5 protein-coding genes are annotated in these 5,430 nt (G+C 46.9%); 3 read left to right on the top strand and 2 right to left on the bottom strand.

The window, feature by feature from the left end; all coding sequences use genetic code 11:
* Window positions 1-167 precede the first annotated feature (167 nt).
* Together ACO0K1_RS19825 and ACO0K1_RS19820 are read left to right on the top strand one after the other, a co-directional pair.
* Complete coding sequence (locus ACO0K1_RS19825; protein WP_423028883.1) at window positions 168-1,331, top strand: pyridoxal phosphate-dependent aminotransferase; 1,164 nt, start codon at window positions 168-170, stop codon at window positions 1,329-1,331.
* Window positions 1,332-1,503: 172 nt separating this feature from the next.
* Complete coding sequence (locus ACO0K1_RS19820) at window positions 1,504-1,980, top strand: hypothetical protein (protein WP_423028881.1); 477 nt, start codon at window positions 1,504-1,506, stop codon at window positions 1,978-1,980.
* A gap of 98 nt (window positions 1,981-2,078) precedes the next feature.
* On the opposite strand, the gene ACO0K1_RS19815 is transcribed toward ACO0K1_RS19820, so the two are convergent.
* Together ACO0K1_RS19815 and ACO0K1_RS19810 are read right to left on the bottom strand one after the other, a co-directional pair.
* Complete coding sequence (locus ACO0K1_RS19815; RefSeq protein ID WP_423028879.1) at window positions 2,079-3,335, bottom strand: hypothetical protein; 1,257 nt, start codon at window positions 3,333-3,335, stop codon at window positions 2,079-2,081.
* Between the two features lie 34 nt (window positions 3,336-3,369).
* Complete coding sequence (locus ACO0K1_RS19810) at window positions 3,370-4,260, bottom strand: creatininase family protein (RefSeq protein ID WP_423028877.1); 891 nt, start codon at window positions 4,258-4,260, stop codon at window positions 3,370-3,372.
* Between the two features lie 333 nt (window positions 4,261-4,593).
* Between ACO0K1_RS19810 and ACO0K1_RS19805 the strand changes: the two genes are divergently transcribed.
* A complete protein-coding gene (locus ACO0K1_RS19805) occupies window positions 4,594-5,121 on the top strand; it encodes a GNAT family N-acetyltransferase (protein ID WP_423028875.1) in 528 nt (175 codons plus the stop codon).
* Window positions 5,122-5,430 lie beyond the last annotated feature (309 nt).

Raw genomic sequence — 5,430 nt, 5'->3', positions numbered from 1 at the left:
TGGGTAAGATGTGTGTATGTCATTTCGGGCAACTTTGACTTGGAGGTCTGGAAGGCCGGATGCTACTGCATCTTCCCACCTTTAACCATTTATCTTCAGTTGCACTTCATAGTTGAACTCGCGAATCGAAAATTGTTCACAAATCAGGAATAGCTGAAAGAGTCGACATGAGTACTGAATTTTCAACGCCAAAGCTTGTTACAAAATTGCCCAACGTCGGGACCACCATTTTTACTGTCATGTCAACGCTCGCCGCAGAAAAAGGGGCCGTTAATCTGGGGCAAGGCTTTCCTGACTTCGACTGCGATCCCCACCTGATCGACGCCGTCAATCAATCTATGAGGCGAGGTTTGAATCAATATCCGCCAATGCCTGGCGTTGTGGTCTTGCGTGAAGCGATCGCTGCGAAAATAAAATCTCTCTATGGCGTTAATTACAACCCAGCCAGTGAGATAACCATCACTGCAGGTGCCACGCAGGCGATCATCACGGCCATATTGGCGGTGGTACATGCAGGTGATGAGGTGATTGTGCTTGAACCTTGCTACGACAGCTACCTGCCGAATATTGAACTTGCCGGTGGCATAGCAGTGCGAGTGCCATTGACGCCCGGCACCTTTCGGCCTGACTTTGACAAAATCACCGCCGCCATCAGTAGTAAAACGCGCGCGATCATCATTAACTCCCCGCACAACCCCAGCGGCATGGTCTGGAGCAAAGAGGACATACTCAGGCTGCAAGAGATTCTTGCGTCGACCAACATCTTGGTGATCGCTGATGAAGTGTATGAACACTTGGTTTATGATGGCGCACAGCACCAAAGTGTTGCCAGCTTTCCTGGTCTGGCAGCACGGTCTTTTGTGGTTTCCAGCTTTGGCAAAACCTACCACGTTACAGGCTGGAAAATCGGCTATGTCGCAGCACCTGCGTCGCTGAGCGCCGAATTCCGTAAGGTGCACCAATACAATGTGTTCACAGTTAATACGCCGGTTCAATATGGTGTGGCTGACTACATGAACAATCCCCAGCCTTACCTGCAACTTTCGGCGTTTTATCAGAAGAAACGTGATCTGTTCAGAGAAGGATTGAAATACACGAAATTCACCCTGCTTCCTTGCGAAGGTACTTACTTCCAATGCGTTGATATCTCTGCCGTGAGTGATTTAAGTGACATTGAGTTCTGCAAATGGCTCACGACAGAGATTGGCGTTGCCGCGATTACTCTTTCCGCGTTTTACGCTGATGGATTTGATCAACGCGTTGTACGCTTCTGTTTTGCAAAAAAAGAGGCGACGCTGCATGCGGCGCTGGCGAGATTAGCTAGTTTGTAGTGAAAATGCGGGTTGGCGTGCCAATTAGACTTTTCACCCACATTGTCAAATTAAATACTCCAGTATTTTTTTGTAATTTTTTCTTTCGTATATTGCAATTCAATATAATTTACATAAGAATGATGTGCTTCAAAAAATTAGAAGTAATTACAATTATATAAAGAGAAAATTTATGAAAATATTCACATTAGGACTTGTGGGTCTACTGGGTTTGCAATTAGTCGGTTGCGCTTCCGTCTCAAATGGCACAACTCAGGCTATTCGCGTTGAAACCCTGGCAGCAAATGGCAGTATTGTTGAAGGTGCGCAATGCAGCTTAACAAATGATTCAGGTAGTTTTAATGTTACGACGCCAGGCAGCGTCTTAGTGCATCGCTCAAGTTCAAATTTGAGTATCATCTGTAAAAAAGACGGCAATGATCCTGCGACTGCGACTGTCGTTTCGCGCGTAGCAGGCAGCATGTTCGGTAATATCGTCCTCGGCGGTGGCATTGGTGCGATCGTTGACCACTCCAACGGCTCGGCTTATAACTACCCTGAATGGGTAAAATTGGTTTCTGGTCAAAACCTGACATTTGACCGTAGCGATTTCAAAGCAGGTGAAGCAACTGCACCACATCAAAATACTGAAGTAGCCAATAAAAAATAAATTTCGCTCATAAAATTTGTGTGAAATCTTAGTTGAAAAAAAATCGCCGACACAGAAAAATGTGTCGGCGATTTTTTATAACTTAAACTTTTAAACTTTTAACGCAAATTACCGGTATGCCCCAATGAATAACGGCCCGGCTGCGGCCACACGGTCAATCCATGTGGCTCTTGTCCTACAGCGATTTTATTCACAGCGCCACTTCCGGTATCAATGCGATATACCACGTCATCGTAGCGACCCGACAACCATAGATATTTGCCATCCGCACTGACATTCCCCATATCAGGACTACCGCCACCAGGTATTGGCCATTGTTGAACGACCTTACCGCCGGCAAAATCGATCACTGTCACGCTGCCTTTGCCATTGCGTGGACCATGAATCAAATGCGAGCCACGGTTGGCGACATATAACTTGGTGTTGTCACGACTTGGGTATAGACCATGCGCTGCGACGCCGGTTGGAATAAATCCGATTTCTTTAAACGCATCGCCGTCAACAATGTGTACGCCATCGGCTTCCATATCGGCGACATAAAAACGCTTGCCATCGGGAGAGACGCGGATATCTTGCGGCATACCTTTTTTAGACGAGCAAATTTCAGTTGCGCCAGGACCCGCTAGCGTTGGTACATCCTTGAAGCGAATTGCTGGCATTTGTAATTTCAGGTAGCCGATAACAGAACGATTTTTGAGATCAATTTTAGCAATACTGCCATAAAATTCGCAGGTAAAAATCGCGTAACTACCATCGATAGAAAAGTCTGCATGATTAATGCCGCCACACTTTGGCGCGGCAATGGAATACTGCAATGCCATGGTATGCGGATCACGAAAATCCAAGCGATGTTTCGCTTCTGCAACGACAACTGCCGACTTACCGTCCGGTGTGAAATACAGATTGTAAGGATCGTCCACTGGAATCGCTTTAGAGGACTTGCCAGTGCGCGGGTCAATCGGCGTCAGACTACCTTCATTGAGCCGTTCGGCATTGTTGGCAACCCATAATGTGCGCAAATCCCAGGACGGCACAATATGTTGGGGGGCTTTACCAACCTTAAAACGATCAATCACTTTGAGAGTGACAGGATCGATCACAGAAACATCATTGGAACGCAGATTAGGCACGTAGACGCGTACCAGATCGTCCTTCACTTGGGGACTCAAATGACTAGCACCCGTTTCACTATACAAATTATGGGCATCGATCACCGGCGGCATACCTGGTACGGTCACAACATTGACTGCGGGCTGTACCGCTGTTGTAGCACCAGCGATTAAAAACTGAAACCCCGCCACAGACAAGGCACTAATGACGCCGACACGAATTAGATGTTTATATTTTAAAGACATACGTGAGTTTCAATGCTTAAACTAAAAATGGTGTTCATCGGGCGCCAGTCACGCGCTTAATGGCGGTGACTGACGCATCTATAATTTGTTTGACAGCCAATTGCCCAAGCTCTTCTGTTGCATGTCGAGGATCACCAGACACACCCTCCGCTTCGGTCGGCTTGGTCGCATGTGCCAAGGCATCGCTTCTGACCAGCGAACGTTCTATTGCTAACGTCAACGCGGTGTCCGCTAAACCTGCGTGTAAGCCGATTTCTGCCATACTAAAGCCACGGTTACGCAGGGTATTGACATAGCTCACTGAAACGGCCTGATAGTACTCTGACAGTGCCGTCACATGACACGATGGATCGTTGCCCCACTCCCGACTCAAGCGTGCGGCAACCTTTTGCATATTTTTTTGATAGCCGCCGTGATCGCCCAGAAAGATGACCTCTTTAAATCCGTGCTGCTTAAAACTACGTGCTGTTCCATCCAGCATCGCTTCAAACGCGCTATCCGGAATCGAAATCGTTCCGGTAAATCGCATATGCCCTGCAGGTGGATGAATGCTCCCCTCCGGGACATAGGAAATAACTGGGGCAACTAAGGCATTACCGAGATTTTGGGCAATTTTTTGTGCCAACAGGTTAGCGCGCACATTGTGCTTCCCAAGGGCAACATACGGCCCACTTTGCTCAGTGCCGCCAATCGGGATAAGTATGGTCGTGGTACCGCTGGCCAGCCGATGTTGCACCTCAGTCCAAGTCAGATTATCTAGTTGCACTTCAGGCGTTACCGCATAGCAATTAACAATACTACTCAAACCCAAAACCAAAACGCCCAGAGAGCGTTGTACGCACATGAAAAGCATGATAAGCCGGGCTTGGGCTTGGGCTTGGGCTTGGGCTTGGGCTTGGGCTTGGGATTGAGATTGAGATTTCATTTTAAAGGGTGCAATTGCGACTGCTGCACTGACCATAGAGCGACAAATTGGTATCAAAGAATTCATAAACGAATTATGAGGCCGGAAATTAAAAAAAAGTACCGCACAACAAAAAAAATAGCCCACAGTTTGCATTTAGTGACATGCGTACTAGTTGGAATACTTCTCAAAAACACTGCACGTGTTGTTTAAAATAAAGTTTACTCATTCTTTAATGCATTTTTTTGTTTGCCTCGATCATTACAATCCATCTCGATTTGATGTTGCATTGACAATTTTAATGTGGCAGGATGACGAAAAACCACTGGAAACTCCGATTGCGAGCGATCGTCCATGCACCTTCATATTGAACGCATTCAGCAAGACAGTAAGGAACTGCCGATCATCGCGTCCCGGATGCGTGACACTTTAATTGATGTCCTCGGTGTTGAAATTGGTAGCTCCATGTATTCCTTAGAATGGCTTCGCGATCGTGCGGTGTCCCATCTGGATGGTCGACTTTCAGGCGCGATTTATGTCGCACGGTTTGGGCCGGAGAATCAACATGTCGGCCACATCATTATCAGACAAGAAGAGGATGAACGCGGACACTACGGTCTGGTCACAACAGCCTACGTATTACCTGAAATGCGGCGCAAGGGAATCGCCGACGCCTTACTCGGCGCTGCACATGTCTGGTTTTCAAGTCAGCAATTATTTCGAAGTGCGACAGATACAGGAGAAAACAACTATCCACTCATTGCGCTCTATGCTCGCCACGGCTATGAAATCATTTTTCATAGCAAAGAAAAGCAAATGGTACGCCTTGGGCGGGAATTATTTCCGCGAGTACAAGTGGGGCTGACACGCGTCTGCGGATAAAACCGCAATGATTGAGAAGCGCGATGCTCATCCCAGCACAGCCTGGCCACTATCAATAAGGTCTAGGTTCTTCCCTCGTCTATCAAGCGCATTGAGTATTTCAATACTACCAATCTAAATGCTACTACAACGCACTAAAGCTAAGACGGTGGTTTTTTTATGCGATCATGTTGATTAAAATTATTAGGCGAATTCTAGGATGAAGTGCAATTTATGAACGGTACCGGTTAATGAGGGCAAGATGCGATAGCATTTGTGCCTTTTTGACCGGCCAGTCGAAATTGCATAATGAACTACACACATCTCACC

This window comes from Undibacterium sp. SXout20W (assembly GCF_049340285.1).
GTDB lineage: Bacteria > Pseudomonadota > Gammaproteobacteria > Burkholderiales > Burkholderiaceae_D > Undibacterium.
This window is presented reverse-complemented; position numbering and strand designations above follow the sequence as displayed.